Origin of the sequence: Stenotrophomonas sp. PUT21, from assembly GCF_052232875.1 — a bacterium.
Classification (GTDB): domain Bacteria; phylum Pseudomonadota; class Gammaproteobacteria; order Xanthomonadales; family Xanthomonadaceae; genus Stenotrophomonas; species Stenotrophomonas maltophilia_N.
Window position 1 is genome coordinate 4,072,929 of the sequence record NZ_CP197645.1, and the last position, 13,654, is coordinate 4,086,582.

Sequence of the window (13,654 nt, forward strand, 5' to 3'; positions counted from 1 at the left end):
CATGGGTATCACCATTCTTTTCACCGTGTTCGCGGTGCTGTTGCTGCTCGGCGTGCCGGTCGCGTTCGCACTCGCCGCTGCTGCCCTGGCCACCCTGTGGTATCTGGATCTGCCGACGCTGGTACTGGTCCAGCAGATCTCGGCCGGCACCGGCTCGGCCTCGCTGATCGCCATTCCATTGTTCATCTTCGCCGGCGAAATCATGATGCGCGGTGGCATCTCCGAGCGCCTGATCTCGCTGGCGTCCTCGCTGGTCGGGCGCATGCGTGGTGGCCTGGGCCAGGTCTCGATCCTGTCCTCGCTGTTCTTCGGCGGTGTGTCCGGTTCGGCCATCGCCGATGTCTCGGCGGTCGGCGGCACGATGATTCCGCAGATGGTCAAGCGCGGTTACGACCGAGACTTCGCGGTCAACGTCAGCATCACCGCGGCGCTGGTCGCACTGCTGGTGCCGCCCTCGCACAACCTGATCCTGTTCTCTGCCGCGGCCGGTGGTGGCCTGTCGATCGCCGATCTGTTCGCCGCGGGCATCGTGCCGGCATTGCTGATGACCGTCGCGCTGATGGTCACCGGCTACGTGGTGGCACGCCGCCGCGGTTACGGTGTGGAGATCTTCCCGGGCTGGCGCGCCGTGCTGCTGCGGCTGGTCTCGGCCCTGCCCGGCCTGGGCCTGGTCGCGCTGATCTTCATCGGCATCCGTGCGGGCATCTTCACCGCGGTGGAGAGTGCTGCGATCGCCGTGGTCTACGCGCTGCTGGTGACCACCGTGCTGTATCGCCAGCTGGACTGGCGCGAGTTCCTCGGCACGGTCACCCATGCCGCGCGCAGCACCGGCGTGATCCTGTTCGTGATCGCGACCGCGGCGGTGTTCGGCTGGCTGCTGGCGTATCTGGAAGTGCCCTCGGCGGCGGTCAACTTCCTGCAGTCGTTCGCGCACAGCCAGTTCATGGTGCTGTTGATGATCGTGGTCATGCTGTTGCTGCTGGGCACCTTCATGGACCTGGCGCCGATGATCCTGATCTGCACGCCGATCTTCCTGCCGGTGGCCAAGGCCTACGGCATCGATCCGATCCACTTCGGCCTGGTGCTGGTGCTGACCGGTGGCCTGGGCCTGGTGACGCCGCCGGTGGGCTCGGTGCTGTTCATCGGTACCGCGATCGGCAAGATCAGCGTCGGTGAGAGCATGCGCTCGATCTGGCCGTTCTGGTTCGCCGCGCTGGGCGTGCTGCTGATCGTCACCTTCTTCCCGGAAATGTCGCTGTGGCTGCCCGCCCTGCTGCGCGCGTAAGCGTGCGGCGGCTGGCAGCCCTGCTGTGGATCGCCCTACCCTGCGCCGTCATGGCGCAGGGCCAGGACATCGCGCTGCGCGGCTTCCAGGACGGCATCAACCACTGGCAGAGTGGGCACGGCACGGACTACCCGCGCTGGTCGCCCGATCAGTACCGGCAGATCGCCGACAACCTTGTCGCGCTGCAGCGTCGTGGGGGTGGCTGGGCGGTCAACCAGGATCCACAGCGGATCCTCGACCAGGCCGCCCAGGCCCAGGCACTGGCCGACCAGGCCACGCCCGGCGGCAGCTTCGACAACCGCAACATCTACACCCAGGTCAGCTACCTGGCCGAGGCCTTCGCGCGCAGCGGGGATAGCCGCTATCGCGACGCGGCCGTGCGCGGCCTGGACTTCATCCTCGCCGAGCAGATTCCAACGTGTGGCGGCTGGCCGCACTCGGTGCCCTCGCGCACCTCGTATCACGGCCACATCACCTTCGCCGACGATGTCACCAGCGGCGTGCTGACCACGTTGCGGCGCATCCAGCGTGAGCCGGTGTTCGGTTTCATCACCTCCGATCAACGCGCGCGCGTGGACGCCGCCGTCACCGCAGGCGATGCGTGCCTGCTGCGCCTGCAGGTGCGCCAGGGTGGCGTGCCGACGATCTGGGCCGGGCAGTACGACCGCACCACCTTGCTGCCCGCGCAGGGTCGGAAATTCGAACTGCCGGCGCTGGTCACCGACGAGAGTGTCGGCGTGGTCCGCTACCTGATGTCGATTCCGGATCCATCGCCGGAAGTGGTCGCCGCGGTCAACGCCGCCATGGCGTGGTTCCAGGCGCACGCGCTGACCGGCTGGCGGCTGGAGACGTTCCAGACCACACCGGAACAGTTCCAGTTCCATCGCACCACGGTGGATCGCCGCCTGGTCGCCGATCCGGGCGCCCCGCTGCTGTGGGGGCGCTTCCATGACCTGCGCGACAGCTCGGTGCTGCTGGCCAACCGGGAGGGCGAACGCGTGGCCACCTTCGATCAGATTCCGCGCGAGCGCCGCACCGGTTATCACTGGTACGGCACTTGGCCGCAGGCCCTGATCACCACCGAGTACCCACGCTGGCGACAGCGTCCTGCCGGGACCGGGGCGCGCTGAGCGCGGCCGGCCCACGATACGTTCAAGGGAGAGAGACGATGCACCTGAGGAAGACCCTGGCGAGCTTTGCCACCGCCTGCCTGCTGCTGGCCGGTGCCGGCCACGCCGCCGAGCCGTCCACCGCCTGGAAGCGCGGGATCGAGAACCAGCGCCAGGCCGATCTGGGCAACGGCACTTTCCTCAATCCGGTGTTCGCAGGCGACCGTCCGGACCCTTCCGTGCTCAAGGATGGCGACGACTACTACCTCACCCTGTCTTCGTTCGATGCCTACCCCGGCCTGCCGATCTGGCACTCGCGCGACCTGGTCAACTGGCAGCCGCTGGGCCATGCCATCACCAGGAACGTGGGGGCGATCTGGGCACCGGACATCGTCAAGCACGGCAGCCGCTACTACATCTACTTCCCCGCCCGCACCGGTGAGACCCGCAGCAACTTCGTGGTCTGGGCCGACAGCATCAAGGGTCCGTGGAGCGAGCCGATCGACATCGGCCTGGGCAGCTACATCGATCCCGGCCATGCGGTGGGCGAAGACGGCAAGCGCTACCTGTTCCTCAGCGGCGGCGACTACGTGCAGCTGGCCGACGACGGCCTGAGCGTGGTCGGTACCCCCAAGCACGTCTACGACGGCTGGAAATACCCGGAAAGCTGGGACGTGGAGGCCTATGCGCAGGAGGGTCCGAAGATCAATGTCCGCGATGGCTGGTACTACATGACCACCGCCGTGGGCGGCACCGCTGGCCCGCCCACCGGGCACATGGTGATCACCGCGCGCTCGCGCTCGATCCATGGCCCCTGGGTGAACGCACCGAACAACCCGATCATGCGCACCCGGTCGGCCGCCGAGCCGTGGTGGTCGCGCGGCCATGCCACGGTGATCGAAGGCACCGACGGGCGCTGGTGGATGATGTATCACGGCTACGAGAACGGGTACTGGACGCTGGGCCGCCAGGCCCTGCTGGAGCCGATCGAATGGACCGCCGATGGCTGGTTCGTGGCCAAGGGCGGCGACCTCGGCCAGCCGCTGGCCATGCCTTCGGGCACATCGGTAGGCCAGCACGGCATGGCGTTGTCCGATGACTTCCGCGGCAAGACCCTCGGCGCGCAGTGGTCCTTCTTCAACCCGGCCCAGGACGAGTACAAGCGCCTGGCGTTCACCGGCAAGGGCCTGGTGGTGCAGGGCAAGGGCAGCACCCCGCGCGACAGCTCGCCGCTGACCGCCATCGCCGGCGACAAGGCCTACCAGTTCGAGGTCGAGATGGAGATCGCCCCGGGTGCGGTGGGCGGCGCCCTGCTCTACTACAGCGACCGCCTCTACGTGGGCGTGGGCAGCAACGGTGAGAAGTTCATCATGCACCGCTACGGCGAGGAGCGCCCCACCCGGCTGGCCCCCAGCACCAAGGGCGGCAAGCTGTGGCTGCGGGTGACCAACAACCGTCACATCGTGACCCTCCACTCCAGCACGGACGGTAAAACCTGGCAGAAGTACCCGGTTCAGATGGAAGTCTCCGGCTACCATCACAATGTGGCGGGCAAGTTCCTGGCCCTGAAGCCGGCGATCTATGCTGCCGGTGACGGCAAGGTCGAGTTCCGGAATTTCCGCCACCGCGCCCTCGATTGAGCTCCCCGCTAGAATCCCCTGACTCATCCCCGGTTTGAACGACATGTCATTGCGCAGCAAAACCGATCCGTCGCCGCACGGATTGACCAAAGGCAAGGCCGCCACGATCAACGACATCGCGCGTCTGTCCGGGGTATCGAAGAAGACCGTTTCGCGGATCATCAACAACTCGCCCCTGGTGCGCAAGGACACGCGTGAGAAGGTCGAAGCGCTGATGCGCGAGGTCGGTTACACGCCGGACCCGCTGGCCCGCGGGCTGGCCTTCCGGCGCTCGTTCCTGATCGGCATGGTGTACGACAACCCGACCGCCCAGTACATCGTGGACATGCAGTACGGCGCGCTGGATGCGCTGCGCGGCTCGAGTTTCGAACTGGTCGTGCACCCCTGCGATTCGCGCAGCCCCGGCTACATTGAAGGCGTGCGCCGCTTCGTGCAGCAGCAGAAGCTGCACGGCGTGATCCTGGTGCCCCGTGCCTCCGAAGACCAGGCGCTGGTGGACATGCTCGATGAGATCGGCTGCCGCTTCACCCGGATCGCCTCGCTGCCGCTGGATGACACCTCGCAGATGGTGGTCACCCACGATCGCGACGGTGCCGCTGAAGCGGCCGATTACCTGCTGTCGCTCGGCCACCGCGACATCGCCCTGGTGACCGGCCCGAGTGCGTACCGTTCTGCGCACGAGCGCACCGCCGGCTTCATCGATGCGCTGGCCAAGCGCGGCATCGAGCTGCCCCCGGCGCGCATCGTCGAAGCCGGCTACACCTTCGAATCCGGTGTGGCCGCGGCCGAGAAACTGCTGCTGGGCAAGCAGCGCCCGACCGCCATCTTCACCGGCAACGATGAAATGGCCGCCGGTATCTACAAGGTCGCCCTGCGCGCCGGCATCAACATCCCGCGCCAGCTCTCGATCATCGGCTACGACGACAGCCCACTGGCGTCGCGCCTGTGGCCGTCGCTGACCTCGGTGCGCCGCCACACGCGAGACACCGGCCGGACCGCCGCGGCCATGCTGATCCAGCCCGATGGCCAGGCCGTGATGCAGCACGCCAGCGTGCGCCCGCACCTGATCGTGCGCGACTCCTGCCAGCCACCCGAGGATTGACCGCGCCGCGATGGCAATGACGCGCCTTCATCATCAACGCGTCGCCACGCACCCGCGCAAACGGTTGCCGATACCCCCGCTTTTCTGACATGGACACCGTGCCGAGGCCCGCCCCCGGCCTATCGTGCGCTGCAAAATGACACCGGTTTACCAAATGGCTACAATCACTTGAAATCGCGCCGGGGCCGACGCATCGCCCCACCCCTGCTCTGGAGACGCCATGTACTGCAAGACCCATTACGCCACCCATCCCGACGCCATCAAGGGCGCCAGCAATGACGACCTGCGCGATCTGTATCTGCTCGATGGTCTGTTCAACGCCGATGCGGTGACCCTGAAGTACACCCACTACGAGCGCTTCGTGCTCGGCGGTGCGGCCCCGGTCAACGGCCCGGTTTCGCTGCCCAAGCAGACCGAACCGGCCTCGGCTGCCGGCCACGCTTTCCTGGAGCGCCGCGAGCTGGGCGTGATCAATGTCGGCGCCGGCAGCGGCACCGTCACCGTTGACGGCACCGTGTTCACGCTCGGTCCGAAGGACGGCCTGTACGTGGCCATGGGCAGCGAAGACGTCGTGTTCGCCTCCGATGACGCGGCCAACCCGGCGCAGTTCTACCTGGCCTCGACCCCGGCGCATGCGCGCTTCGAGACCAAGGCACTGTCGATCAAGGACGCCGTGGCGCTGGACCGTGGCGCGCTGGAAACCAGCAACGAGCGCACCATCTACCAGTACATCGTGCCGGCCACCTGCCAGTCTTCGCAGCTGCTGCTGGGCCTGACCGTGCTCAAGCCGGGCAGCGTCTGGAACACGATGCCGCCGCACCTGCACGACCGCCGCAGCGAAGTCTATTTCTACTTCGACCTGGGCCAGAACGACCGCGTGTACCACTTCATGGGCGAGCCGGACGCGCAGCGCCACATCGTCATCCAGAACAACGAAGCCGTGGTGTCGCCGCCGTGGTCCATCCACATGGGCGCCGGTACCAGCAACTACGCCTTCATCTGGGCGATGGGCGGCGAGAACCTGGATTACACCGACATGCACGTGCTGGACATCTGCCAGCTCAAGTGACCCCGACGCGCCGCCGGCATCGCGTCGGCGGCGTCTGTTACGCATTGGACAAGGACCACATACGCAATGGCTAATCCGTTCAGTCTGGAAGGCAAGGTCGCCCTCGTCACCGGTGGCAACACCGGCCTGGGCCAGGGCATCGCGGTCGCATTGGCGCAGGCCGGTGCCGACGTCGCCGTGGCCGGCATCGCGCCGCCCACCGAAACCATCGAGAAGATCACCGCACTGGGTCGCCGCTGCCTGGCGATCGAAGCGAACCTGATCAGCATCGAGCCGGTCGAGCGCGTCATCCGCGAAACCATCGACGGCCTGGGCGGCCTGGATATCCTGGTCAACAACGCCGGCCTGATCCGCCGCGCCGATGCCGTGGAGTTCAGCGAAAAGGACTGGGACGACGTAATGAACGTCAACATCAAGTCCGCGTTCTTCATCTCGCAGGCCGCCGGCAAGCATTTCATCGCCCAGGGCCGCGGCAAGATCATCAACATCGCCTCGATGCTGTCCTTCCAGGGCGGTATCCGCGTGCCGTCCTACACCGCCAGCAAGAGCGGCATCGCCGGCATCACCCGCCTGCTGGCCAACGAGTGGGCCAGCAAGGGCATCAACGTCAACGCGATCGCCCCGGGCTACATGGCCACCGACAACACCGCTGCGCTGCGCGCCGATGAGGACCGCAACAAGTCCATCCTCGACCGCATCCCGGCCGCGCGCTGGGGCACTCCGGAAGACCTCGGCGGCACTGCGGTGTTCCTGGCCTCCAGCGCCTCGGACTACGTCAACGGTGCGGTCCTGCCGGTCGACGGTGGTTGGCTCGCCCGGTAACCCCATCGCGGCGCACTGGTGCGCCCACGATCTGCGCTGCAGATCGTGGGCCCCGAGCCATCGTTGGATCCAGACCTCACCGCTTCGCGGTCGCCCCCTGACGCAGGGGGCTTTCCACCAGATGCACGCCGGTAGCGCCGGCCGCTGGCCGGCAGCTCTCCACCCAGGAGCATGACCATGTTGCGTTTGCTGCTGTCTTTGTCGCTGCTGATGGCGGCCCCCAGCGCGCTCTGCGCCTCGCACCGCATCTTCATTGCCGGGGATTCCACCGCCGCCGAGTACGGCCCGGAGCGCGCGCCACAGGCCGGCTGGGGCCAGGCCTTGCAGAGCTATCTCGATCCCGCCGTGTGGGAGGTCCGCAACCACGCCAAGGGCGGCCGCAGCACGCGCAGCTTCATCGATGAGAAGCGCCTGGATGCGATCGCCGCCGAGCTCCAGCGCGGTGACGTGCTGCTGATCCAGTTCGGTCACAACGATGCCAAGTTCGAAGACCCCACCCGCTATACCGATCCTGCCGTTGCCTACCCGCAGTTCCTGATGCGTTACGTGCAGCTGGCCCGCGACAAGGGCGCCACGCCCGTGTTGATCACCCCGGTAGCGCGGCTGCTGTACGACTTCGGGTCGCTGCTGGATACACATGGCGCGTACACCCAGGCGGTGAAAGCGCTGGCCAGCCGTGCACAGGTCGCGCTGATCGATCTCAACGAAAGCTCCACGCGCTGGATCCGCGCGCTGGGCGAGCAGGGCGCGCGGCCGTATTTCCTGTTCGTGCCCGAGCAGAACAAGGCCGACGGCACGCACTTCAGTGTGGCCGGTGCGACGGCGGTGGCGTGCCTGGTGATGCGCGACTGGGTGGCATTACAGCCCGGACTCACCTCGGCGCTGAAGCGCGATATCGATTGCGACGTGCGCGGTGCGGGGCAGGGCGCGGATGCCTCGAAGCCTTCGCGCGTGGTGCACGAGCGCGACATCGCCGTGAGTCAGCCGGGTCCGCATGGAGGGGCGGGGCCGACCACGGCGTATCCGTTCTTCGCCGAGGACACCGACCTCCCGTTCGTGCTGCGCAAGCGCGTGCTGCACAAAGGGGCAGGCATCGGCCTGCACCCCCAGCACAAGGACGAGATCTACTACATCGTCAGCGGGCGCGGCAGCTACGTGCTGGACGGCAAGCAGTACGACGTGGCGGCCGGCGATGCGCTGCTGACCCGAACCGGGAGCTCGCACGCCCTGCAGCAGGTGGGCGAATCGGATCTGGTGGTGCTGTTGGCGTATCCGCGGTAGAGCCGACCGTGGGTCGGCTGCTCCCGCTCAACGGCGTCCGCCGCAACGTCGCTCGAACGGCAGCCGACCCACGGCCGGCTCTACCGATCGCACAACGATCGGCTCTACCGCTCACACGTCGCCGCCGTCTTCCCAGCCTTCCCCCGTGCCCTTCTGGAACACGCGGTCACCGTCCTGCACCTCACCGGCCGGCAGGTGCTCCTTGGCCTCCAGGGCGGCATAGATCGGGGTGAAGTCCGGCGCGGTGGCCTGCATCAACTGCTCGAAGCTGTCGATGACGAAGTAGGTCTTCTGGAAGGTGTCGATCCGGTAGCGGGTGCGCATGATCCGCTCCAGATCGAAACCGATCCGGTTCGGCGCGGCCGATTCCAGCGAGTACAGCGACTCGCCCTTGGACGACACAATGCCGGCGCCGTAGATGCGCAGGCCCTCGTCGGTGTTGATCAGCCCGAATTCCACCGTGTACCAGTACAGGCGGGTGAGGTGCTGCAGTGCCTCCGGGCCGATTGCATGCGCCTTGACGCCACCGCGGCCGTAAGCGGCCATGTAATCGGCGAAGACCGGGTTCATCAGCAGCGGCACGTGCCCGAACAGGTCATGGAACATGTCCGGCTCGGCGATGTAGTCGATCTGGTCCGGGCGGCGGATCCACCAGGTCACCGGAAAGCGGCGGTTGGCCAGGTGATCGAAGAAATCGAGCTCCGGCAGCAGGCCTTCCACCCCGACCAGGGTCCAGCCGGTGGCGGCGCCCAGCACTTCGTTGAGCTGGTCGAAGCGCGGGATCATGTGCGCGCTCATGCCCATCTCGTCCTGCGCGTGCAGGAACTCCTTGCTGGCCCGGCCGACCAGCAGCTCGCGCTGGCGCTGGAAGAGGGTGCTCCAGGTGGCGTGGTCGTCAGCGGTGTAGCTGTCCCAGGGCTGTTCCACGATGGCAGTGGTATAGACCGGCACGTATCCCTTGTCGGTCTGCTGGTGTTCGACGCGGCGGGGGGCGGTGGCGGTTTCCATCGTGGTGGTCTCCTGGGAAGTCATCTGTGGATGCTAGGGCAGGGCGCGCGCAAGAGGTTTGCAAAGTTGCGCGGATATGGCCTGTTGGCGCAATATCATTGCGTCCATCTCATGTTGCGGGGCAGCAATGACCGGAGACGCCCAGTTCGACCGCACGGATCTGCGCTTGCTGGCTGAAATCCAGCAACACGGGCGTGCCACCAACGCCGAGCTCGCCGCCCGGGTGAATCTGTCCCCGTCGGCCTGCCTGCGGCGGGTCCAGCGGCTGGAAAGCGAGGGCGTGATCGCCGGGTATGGGGCCCGCCTTGAACCGCGTCAGATCGGCTTGGGCCTGCAGGCCTTCGTCCGCGTGCAGCTGGAGAAACACGACCAGCACGCCATCGGCGTGTTCGCCGACAGCGTGGTGGAGTGGGACGAGGTGGTGGCCTGCCACGCGCTCACCGGCGACATGGACTACCTGCTGCACATCTATGTGCGCGACCTGGAGCACTTCTCCAGCTTCCTGCTCGACAAGCTGCTCAATGCCGCCGGCGTGGCCGACGTCAATTCCAGTTTCGTGCTGCGCACGGTCAAGGAATTCCGGGCGCTGCCGTTGTCGCAGCTCGAATGACGCAGATCGCCGTCGCGATCGCACGGTAGAGCCGACCGTGGGTCGGCTTCGTGGAGACCCGAGCCAGGAACAGCCGACCAACGGTCGGCTCTACCGGTGGCGGGGCTTCAGCCCTCGCACTTTTCCTTGCGCCCCATCAGCCGGCCCACACGCGAGGGCTCATCGCACTTGGGCGCGGCCGGCGGCGGGGCCAGCGCGGCGGCACGCGCCTTCTGCAGTTGCTGGACCTTGGCGCGGATCTGCGGCATCGCCGCCATCGCGGCCTTCTCGCCTTCCAGGATCGCGTTGTTGCGCTGGCCGAAATCGGCCGCACCGATGTCCAGCACCTTGGGCCGGATGATCACGTCTGCGCGCGCCAGTTCCTGCTCGCCCAGGCGCTGGCCCATGATCGAGATCGACTGGTTGACGATGCCGAGCATGCCGGTCGGCGCCTTGCCGCTGGCCTTGCTGGAGATGTCCACGGCGATCACGATGTCCGCGCCGAGCTGGCGCGCCGCGTCGACCGGCACCGGACTGACCACGCCACCGTCGATGTAGTTGTACTTGCCGATCTTCACCGGCTCGAACACGCCGGGGATGCTGCTGGAGGCGCGCACCGCCTGGCCGACGTTGCCGCGCACGAACACGGTGCGCTCGCCGGTTTCCAGTTGGGTGGCGACCGCAGCGAAGGGCTTGCTCAGCTTTTCGGCGGGGCGGTTGTCGACCTGCGCGTTGACGTAGTCCTGCAGCTTCTGGCCCTGTACCAGGCCGCCGGAGAACAGGCGCACGTCGCGGATGCTGGCTTCATCCAGGGCGACCGCCTTGGACTGCATCTGGAACGCGTCCATGCCGCTGGCATACAGCGCGCCGACCACGCTGCCGGCGCTGGTGCCGGACACCACCACCGGTTCGAAGCCGTTGGCCTCCAGCATCTTGATCACCCCGATATGGGCGAAGCCCTTGGCCGCGCCGCCGCCGAGCGCGATGCCGATCTTGACCGGCTTGGCCGGGGTCACCGGCACGGCGGCCGGTGGCGGGGTGGGGCGCACGGGATCACCGCCGCAACCGGCCAGCAGGCCGAGCAGGGCAACGGACAGCGTCAGGCGGGTACGGCGCAGTGAGGTCATCGGCGTGGCAACGTGAATGGGCATCGAGGGGCCGCCAGCATACCGAAGCGCTGGCGGACCCGGCAGGGCCGTCGGGCAGGGCATTCAGGCCATGACCGGGGATGTCAGGCCGCGACCGCCGTCACAACGCGCGGGCCCGGGAGGAGGTAATGAATAGCGGTTGTTTGCGGCTCTGTTGCTGTACTGCAACAATTGTCTGGTAGCGCCGGTCCACCACCCCTCCCAACACAGCCTAAACGCCATGTTCCCGAACCGCACTGCCCACGGCCGTTTCCCGTCCGTGCACCCGCTCGTTGTCGCGCTTGCCGCCCTGCTGCCATTGACGGCCGCAGCCCAGGACGCCCCCGCCACCAAGGATCCGGTCGCCCTCGATACGCTGCAGGTCACGGCGCAACGCCGCGTCGAAAACGCCAAGGACGTGCCGGTCTCGATCTCGGCCATCCAGGGTGAAAAGCTCGACGTGCTCGGTTCGGCCGGCGATGACATCCGCTTCCTGTCGGCGCGTGTGCCCAGCCTGAACATCGAATCGTCCTACGGCCGTGCCTTCCCGCGTTTCTACATCCGCGGCCTGGGCAACACCGATTTCGACCTCAATGCCTCGCAGCCGGTGTCGCTGGTGTATGACGATGTGGTGCAGGAAAGCCCGCTGCTGAAGGGCTTCCCGCTGTTCGACCTGGCCGGTGTGGAAGTGCTGCGCGGCCCGCAGGGCACCCTGTTCGGCCGCAACACCCCGGCCGGCGTGGTCAAGTTCGATTCGGCGCGTCCCTCGCAGGACGCTGACGGCTACATCAAGGTCGCCTACGGCAGCTACAACACCTGGAACACGCAGGGCGCCTACGGTGGCCCGCTGACCGACCGCTGGTCGGCGCGCGTGTCCGCGCTGTACCAGCGCCGCGACGACTGGGTCACCAATACCCGCCAGGGCGCGCCGGCGCAGGGCTTCGAAGGCTATGACGAAGCCGCCGCCCGCGTGCAGTTCCTGTACGAAGGCGACGACGTCGAAGCGCTGTTCAACCTGCACAAGCGCAAGCTCAACGGCACCGCGCGCCTGTTCCGCGCCAACATCATCAAGCCGGGCACCAACCAGCTGGTCGAGAACTTCGACCGCGATGACGTCTCCACCGATGGCCAGAACTTCTCCGACCTGGAAACCTGGGGCGGCAGCGCGCGCCTGAAGTGGGACCTGGGCCGCGTGACCCTGCACTCGATCACCGGTTACGAGACCGCCGAATCGCTCAACCACGGTGACATCGACGGCGGTTACGGTGCCAGCTTCCTGGGCGCTGGCAACTACGGCCCGGGCAACATCCCGTTCGCCTCCGAATCGGCCGATGGCCTGCCGCACCACCGCCAGTGGACCCAGGAATTCCGCGTGGAATCCAATGAGTGGGGCCGCTTCGACTGGCAGGCCGGCGTCTTCTACTTCGATGAAGACGTCACCATCGACAGCTTCAACTACGACTCGCTGACCCCGGGCAATCCGCAGACCGGTCACGCCGTGCAGCAGCAGCGCAACAAGGCGTGGGCGGCCTTCGCCTCCGGCGATTTCGACGTGACCGAGCGCTTCAAGCTGCGCGGTGGCGTGCGCTACACGCAGGACAAGAAGGACTTCAGCGCCAGCGTGCTGCAGGCCGTGCCGTTCGGCACCGCGGTCAGCGGCCCGTACATCGCCAAGACCGACGTCAACGACGTCAGCTGGGACCTCAGCGGCGTCTACCAGATCACCGACAACCTCAACGCGTATGCCCGCGTGGCCAAGGGCTTCCGTGCACCGTCGATCCAGGGTCGCCTGGCCTTCGGTGGCGTTTCGCAGGCGGATTCGGAGAAGGTGATTTCGTATGAAGCCGGCATCAAGGCCGACCTGTTCGACCGCCGCGCACGCCTGGGCTTCAACGTGTTCCGCTACAACGTCGACGGCCAGCAGCTGATCGCCGTGGGTGGCACCAACAACACCGCGACCCTGCTCAACGCCGACAAGACCATCGGCCAGGGCGCCGAGCTCGACTTCGAGGCCTACCTGACCGACCACGTCCTGCTGACCCTGGGCAGCAGCTACAACGACACCGAGATCAAGGACAAGGATCTGGCGGTGGCGATCTGTGGCGGCGGCTGCACCATCACCGACCCGACCACGGTCATCGATGGCGGCACCTACGCGCTGGTCAACGGCAACCCGCTCCCGCAGGCGCCGAAGTGGATCCACAACCTGACGTTGCGCGCCGGCTTCCCGGTCAACGATGCCAGCGAGTTCTACGTCTACACCGATTGGGCCTACCGCAGCCCGGTCAACTTCTTCCTGTACGAGTCGCCGGAGTTCCGCAGCCGCTCCTCGCTGGAAGGGGGCCTGCGGCTGGGCTACAACTGGGATTACGGCCAGTACGACGTGGCCGTGTACGGCCGCAACCTGACCGACCAGGTCCGCGTGGTCGGCGCGATCGACTTCAACAACCTGACCGGCTTCCTCAACGAGCCGCGCACGTTCGGCGTGGAGTTCACCGCGAAGTTCTGATGCACGTCATGCGGTAGGTTCCCACCGTGCGTGGGTATCGCGAAAAACGAAAACGGCGCGGAGAAGTCCGCGCCGTTTTCTGTTGATGGCCTCTGCCATTTCGCCGCTTCGGT

General features: G+C 66.9%; 11 protein-coding genes. 9 read left to right on the forward strand and 2 right to left on the reverse strand.

Features of this window, described 5'->3' with window-relative positions:
* Nucleotide 1 precedes the first annotated feature (1 nt).
* From ACTT2I_RS18240 to ACTT2I_RS18270, 7 genes are all read left to right on the forward strand, one after another.
* A complete protein-coding gene (locus ACTT2I_RS18240) occupies nucleotides 2-1,285 on the forward strand; it encodes a TRAP transporter large permease (RefSeq protein WP_293983767.1) in 1,284 nt (427 codons plus the stop codon).
* Complete coding sequence (gene pelA / locus ACTT2I_RS18245; RefSeq protein ID WP_293983764.1) at nucleotides 1,258-2,415, forward strand: pectate lyase; 1,158 nt, start codon at nucleotides 1,258-1,260, stop codon at nucleotides 2,413-2,415. Before ACTT2I_RS18240 ends, pelA begins: the two co-directional genes overlap by 28 nt.
* Before the next feature lie 38 nt (nucleotides 2,416-2,453).
* Nucleotides 2,454-4,034 (forward strand): family 43 glycosylhydrolase, encoded by a 1,581-nt coding sequence (locus tag ACTT2I_RS18250; RefSeq protein WP_421100038.1) that lies wholly within the window; start codon nucleotides 2,454-2,456, stop codon nucleotides 4,032-4,034.
* Nucleotides 4,035-4,077: 43 nt separating this feature from the next.
* Complete coding sequence (locus tag ACTT2I_RS18255) at nucleotides 4,078-5,136, forward strand: LacI family DNA-binding transcriptional regulator (protein ID WP_046274231.1); 1,059 nt, start codon at nucleotides 4,078-4,080, stop codon at nucleotides 5,134-5,136.
* 220 nt (nucleotides 5,137-5,356) lie between these two features.
* Nucleotides 5,357-6,205, forward strand: coding sequence for a 5-dehydro-4-deoxy-D-glucuronate isomerase (gene kduI / locus ACTT2I_RS18260; RefSeq protein WP_088435301.1), 849 nt, complete (start codon nucleotides 5,357-5,359; stop codon nucleotides 6,203-6,205).
* A 66-nt stretch (nucleotides 6,206-6,271) separates the two neighbouring features.
* Nucleotides 6,272-7,027, forward strand: coding sequence for a 2-dehydro-3-deoxy-D-gluconate 5-dehydrogenase KduD (kduD, locus tag ACTT2I_RS18265; RefSeq protein WP_088435302.1), 756 nt, complete (start codon nucleotides 6,272-6,274; stop codon nucleotides 7,025-7,027).
* Nucleotides 7,028-7,204: 177 nt separating this feature from the next.
* A complete protein-coding gene (locus ACTT2I_RS18270; RefSeq protein WP_443096737.1) occupies nucleotides 7,205-8,308 on the forward strand; it encodes a GDSL-type esterase/lipase family protein in 1,104 nt (367 codons plus the stop codon).
* 111 nt (nucleotides 8,309-8,419) lie between these two features.
* Here the strand turns inward: ACTT2I_RS18270 and phhA are convergent, their stop codons facing one another.
* The gene (phhA, locus tag ACTT2I_RS18275) at nucleotides 8,420-9,316 is read right to left on the reverse strand and encodes a phenylalanine 4-monooxygenase (protein ID WP_070472727.1); all 897 of its coding nucleotides are present in this window, start codon (nucleotides 9,314-9,316) and stop codon (nucleotides 8,420-8,422) included.
* 127 nt (nucleotides 9,317-9,443) lie between these two features.
* Between phhA and ACTT2I_RS18280 the strand changes: the two genes are divergently transcribed.
* The gene (locus tag ACTT2I_RS18280) at nucleotides 9,444-9,926 is read left to right on the forward strand and encodes an Lrp/AsnC family transcriptional regulator (protein WP_019184100.1); all 483 of its coding nucleotides are present in this window, start codon (nucleotides 9,444-9,446) and stop codon (nucleotides 9,924-9,926) included.
* 107 nt (nucleotides 9,927-10,033) lie between these two features.
* Here the strand turns inward: ACTT2I_RS18280 and ACTT2I_RS18285 are convergent, their stop codons facing one another.
* Nucleotides 10,034-11,032 (reverse strand): patatin-like phospholipase family protein, encoded by a 999-nt coding sequence (locus ACTT2I_RS18285; protein WP_293978914.1) that lies wholly within the window; start codon nucleotides 11,030-11,032, stop codon nucleotides 10,034-10,036.
* Between the two features lie 241 nt (nucleotides 11,033-11,273).
* Here ACTT2I_RS18285 and ACTT2I_RS18290 point away from each other — a divergent pair, with 241 nt between their 5' ends.
* Nucleotides 11,274-13,541, forward strand: coding sequence for a TonB-dependent receptor (locus tag ACTT2I_RS18290; RefSeq protein ID WP_088435311.1), 2,268 nt, complete (start codon nucleotides 11,274-11,276; stop codon nucleotides 13,539-13,541).
* Nucleotides 13,542-13,654: the final 113 nt, after the last annotated feature.

Bases quoted from the DNA above. Each gene is read 5' to 3' on its own strand.
- ACTT2I_RS18250 (WP_421100038.1), top strand. From the start codon at position 2,454: ATGCACCTGAGGAAGACCCTGGCGAGCTTTGCCACCGCCTGCCTGCTG.
- phhA (WP_070472727.1), bottom strand. From the start codon at position 9,316: ATGGAAACCGCCACCGCCCCCCGCCGCGTCGAACACCAGCAGACCGAC.
- kduD (WP_088435302.1), top strand. From the start codon at position 6,272: ATGGCTAATCCGTTCAGTCTGGAAGGCAAGGTCGCCCTCGTCACCGGT.
- ACTT2I_RS18240 (WP_293983767.1), top strand. From the start codon at position 2: ATGGGTATCACCATTCTTTTCACCGTGTTCGCGGTGCTGTTGCTGCTC.
- ACTT2I_RS18285 (WP_293978914.1), bottom strand. From the start codon at position 11,032: ATGACCTCACTGCGCCGTACCCGCCTGACGCTGTCCGTTGCCCTGCTC.
- kduI (WP_088435301.1), top strand. From the start codon at position 5,357: ATGTACTGCAAGACCCATTACGCCACCCATCCCGACGCCATCAAGGGC.
- ACTT2I_RS18270 (WP_443096737.1), top strand. From the start codon at position 7,205: ATGTTGCGTTTGCTGCTGTCTTTGTCGCTGCTGATGGCGGCCCCCAGC.
- ACTT2I_RS18280 (WP_019184100.1), top strand. From the start codon at position 9,444: ATGACCGGAGACGCCCAGTTCGACCGCACGGATCTGCGCTTGCTGGCT.
- ACTT2I_RS18255 (WP_046274231.1), top strand. From the start codon at position 4,078: ATGTCATTGCGCAGCAAAACCGATCCGTCGCCGCACGGATTGACCAAA.
- ACTT2I_RS18290 (WP_088435311.1), top strand. From the start codon at position 11,274: ATGTTCCCGAACCGCACTGCCCACGGCCGTTTCCCGTCCGTGCACCCG.